Genomic DNA, 3,087 nt, shown 5'->3' on the forward strand with positions numbered 1-3,087 from the left:
ACCTATTACTGCCATGCTTATACTCCAGCTGAACGTGGTAGTAATGAACGCTTTAATCGGAATTTACGTTATTTTTATCCTAAAGGGACTCGTTTTGAGCACATTAGTGCTCAAGATTTAACGACGACGTTACTCCAAATTAACCAGCGACCGCTTAAAATACTCGACTGGCAAACACCGTATCAGGTTATGCTGACCAATTTGTCAAAAAATTCGGATTAAATTTGCAATCTACCAATAATAGAAAAAAGTTTTAAACTCCGGAGCTAGTCAGAGATTTCAATATTAATCAAAACCTTCTTTTTAACTTTGGAGTCACGATGCATGCGATAATTGCTCCTGCTACTCCTTGAATGATGTTTGATCCAATACCAATAAAGCCCGCAAAAACTGTGTATAGGATTGAGTCTACAACAAAATAACCAGTAACCATGATAATAATTCCGACGATAACAGCTATAATTTTTTCCCATTTTAAATTATTATCCCTATGGCATATAAGACCGACTATTAAGCCCTCAATACCGTGAACAATGAGCGAAAACCACATATATTGTGAATAACCGGCTGTTAAGTCTAAAATGAAGCCACTTGCACCTCCGACAATTCCACCGGCTAGTGGGCCAATTAAGATAGCACTGATAAAGATCCCAGCGTCACATAAGTTAATATAGCCGTGTGTCATAGGTACAGGGATGATTAAGAATCGGCTAATCGCGACGGTGATGGCAATAAACATTGCAGTTAAGACAATTTTGAAAAGGTTATTAGTTATACTTTTACTTCCGACACTTTTTTGATGATCCATTAGTGATTGCCTTCCAGTACATAGTCTTCAGTATTTTCCTCCGTAAAGTTATACATAGCTCTTGGACCACCAATTAGTTTGGGACGGGAAGAGAGAAAAACTACATTTGCAGCGCCAATGTGGTGATGTGTAGTGCGGATTGGGACTTGTACAAATTTAACATGCATGCCAATTTCAGTTCCACCAATATCCATGCCACCGAAAGCAGAAATGTGTTCTACTTCAACTGGATCTGCCATTCTTCTATATGCCGCGACTTGAGATCCACCACCAGCATGCATGGCAGGGACAACAGATACAATTTCTAGATTGTGACGTTCTGCGACTTCTCTTTCAACTAACAAAGCTCTGTTTATGTGTTGACATCCTTGAATTGCTAGACTGATATGTCTTGGTAATAGAAAGTCTTCCAGTGTATCTATAATGATTCGTCCAATATTTAAACTAGGATTTGTCCCCATCCATTCACCACTAACCTCACTAGTGCTACAACCCAAAACAAAAATACCGTTCTTAGGAAACTTGACATTATTGAAATAGTCCGTTAAGACATTTTCAGTATTTTCCTGAATTAATTTCAGATTGTCATTTAGTTCGACATTCATATTGTTTACCTCTTTTATAAGTTGTTTACGAAAAAGTTTAAGGATTAGAAGATAAAAATTTAAAGAATTTCGTGAAAACCAAAAAATGTAATGTGTTATAAAAATCACATTCTTTGGAAACGATTACAATATGCCCGAATCGTAATATTTACCTATTCAATCTTTTTCGATGGCTAAGTATACGCTTCACAAGCAAAACATGAAAGCGGTTAAATGTCAAAAAAAACACTTATAAATACTGTTTTGTCGGCAATTGTATCGATTTTTTAGACAATGTTGCAGTTTTGTATAAGACATTTATACGTTTTTTGGTGCATAATAAAACCTGTTCAACGGATGACCCGTTGGTCAAGTGGTTAAGACACCGCCCTTTCACGGCGATAACATGGGTCCGAATCCCGTACGGGTCATATTATTGGGTTATAGCCAAGCGGTAAGGCAACGGGTTTTGATCCCGTTATGCGCTGGTTCGATCCCAGCTAACCCAATTAAGCTTCCAGGACTTCATTAATTCTAGTTCTGGGAGCTTTTTAATACTAATAAGACTTTATCATTTCAGTATTAGATCGCCTTAATGATAAAGCGTTATACTTCGGCTTGTAACAGGTTATAAAAAGTTGAAAAGCGCTTGATATCATAAGGTTAAAGGGGCCTATATTTATGAAATCATATACAGAAATAAGAATGTGTGAATCGCTGAGCCAATTAATCGAAAAGAAGTCATTTAATGACATCACGGTTAAAGATATTGTTAAAGCAAGTCAAGTCAATCGCCAAACTTTCTATTATCACTTTGAAGATAAATATGACTGCTTGCGAGCATATCTAGATAACCAATCCCAAGAAATCATAGGTGATGTGACGACTGAGAATTGGAGTGAATGTTACTTACACATCTTTAGATACATTGATATGCATCCAACGTTTTTCTATCACATTGATGAGTCGAGTGCTTCCAGTCTTTTTAATGACTTCGTATTAGAAGCAATCGTGATCATTTTAAAAAAGTTGATTTTATCTTTAAAAGGAAATTGTTCGGATTATATATTTGATAAAAAGCCAAATATTCAAGTTCTAAAATATGGCATGCAAGGAATTGTATTGAGTTGGTTTCGGGGAGGAATGCGAGAAAATCCTGAATTTCTTGTTAAAGATATTGCAGAAATCGACCGGGAAACGTTGATGCATATGTTGGGTGGCACTAAAAGTGAAAACGTTTCCAGCCACAAGCCTCAATCTGTCTAAAATTTATACACATCTGCGTCAGTGTCTATTTCGGAACTGCCATTTGTGATTTATAGTACATACTGTAATTACGAAAGACAACGAGCGCCCGTTCAAATATCCCTTTATTTCGGAAGGAATGATTAAGTTGGACGAACAGAAGACATCTGATGTAGGTGTTAAGAAAAGTGCTAACCAGATTAATGGTTTTCAGCTTTTCTCAATGACCACTTCAATGGTTATGACGGTTTATGGTTTTGCGGCCTTGGCTAAACAAGGTCCAGTAGCATTCTTTTATCTTTTCTTAGAAGCTGTCTAAAATCTCTTAAGTAATAGTGCTAAAAACGCTAAAACGACCATTTGCAGACTGGTGGTTAATTGACGCTCACAATTTTTCCAAAGGCGCCGACAATTCTCTAGCCAACTAAAAGATCGTTCGACTACCCAACG

At 36.9% G+C, this 3,087-nt stretch carries 4 protein-coding genes, 2 tRNA genes and 2 pseudogenes; 5 read left to right on the forward strand and 3 right to left on the reverse strand.

From position 1 onward, the window contains the following. Positions 1-222, forward strand: a pseudogene (locus LPKJCM_RS13450) (IS30 family transposase); the annotation flags it as partial. Positions 223-289: 67 nt separating this feature from the next. Here LPKJCM_RS13450 and LPKJCM_RS04030 read toward each other — a convergent pair. Next, entirely contained in the window at positions 290-808 is a 519-nt protein-coding gene (locus LPKJCM_RS04030; protein ID WP_057962412.1) for an ECF transporter S component, read from the reverse strand. Beyond that, a complete protein-coding gene (locus tag LPKJCM_RS04035) occupies positions 808-1,413 on the reverse strand; it encodes a TIGR01440 family protein (RefSeq protein ID WP_057962413.1) in 606 nt (201 codons plus the stop codon). The genes LPKJCM_RS04030 and LPKJCM_RS04035 overlap by 1 nt, the downstream gene beginning before the upstream one ends. Before the next feature lie 338 nt (positions 1,414-1,751). On the opposite strand from LPKJCM_RS04035, the gene LPKJCM_RS04040 reads away from it, so the two are divergent. The 4 genes and pseudogenes from LPKJCM_RS04040 to LPKJCM_RS04055 all read left to right on the forward strand — a co-directional run. After that, positions 1,752-1,823: transfer RNA gene (locus tag LPKJCM_RS04040), tRNA-Glu, on the forward strand. A 6-nt stretch (positions 1,824-1,829) separates the two neighbouring features. Beyond that, positions 1,830-1,901, forward strand: a tRNA-Gln gene (locus tag LPKJCM_RS04045). Between the two features lie 172 nt (positions 1,902-2,073). After that, a complete protein-coding gene (locus LPKJCM_RS04050) occupies positions 2,074-2,658 on the forward strand; it encodes a TetR/AcrR family transcriptional regulator C-terminal domain-containing protein (RefSeq protein WP_057962414.1) in 585 nt (194 codons plus the stop codon). A gap of 118 nt (positions 2,659-2,776) precedes the next feature. After that, positions 2,777-2,953 (forward strand): annotated as a pseudogene (locus LPKJCM_RS04055) (glutamate:gamma-aminobutyrate antiporter); the annotation flags it as partial. On the opposite strand, the gene LPKJCM_RS04060 reads toward LPKJCM_RS04055, so the two are convergent. Further along, a partial coding sequence (locus tag LPKJCM_RS04060) for a transposase (protein WP_143810593.1) occupies positions 2,953-3,087 on the reverse strand: 135 nt, incomplete at its 5' end. The pseudogene LPKJCM_RS04055 and the gene LPKJCM_RS04060 overlap by 1 nt on opposite strands.

The sequence above is a fragment of the Lentilactobacillus parakefiri genome (assembly GCF_002157585.1).
Classification (GTDB): domain Bacteria; phylum Bacillota; class Bacilli; order Lactobacillales; family Lactobacillaceae; genus Lentilactobacillus; species Lentilactobacillus parakefiri.

What these genes read in the sequence shown, in the direction of transcription:
- LPKJCM_RS04050 (WP_057962414.1), top strand. Translation starts at nt 2,074, where the DNA reads ATGAAATCATATACAGAAATAAGAATGTGTGAATCGCTGAGCCAATTA.
- LPKJCM_RS04030 (WP_057962412.1), bottom strand. Translation starts at nt 808, where the DNA reads ATGGATCATCAAAAAAGTGTCGGAAGTAAAAGTATAACTAATAACCTT.
- LPKJCM_RS04035 (WP_057962413.1), bottom strand. Translation starts at nt 1,413, where the DNA reads ATGAATGTCGAACTAAATGACAATCTGAAATTAATTCAGGAAAATACT.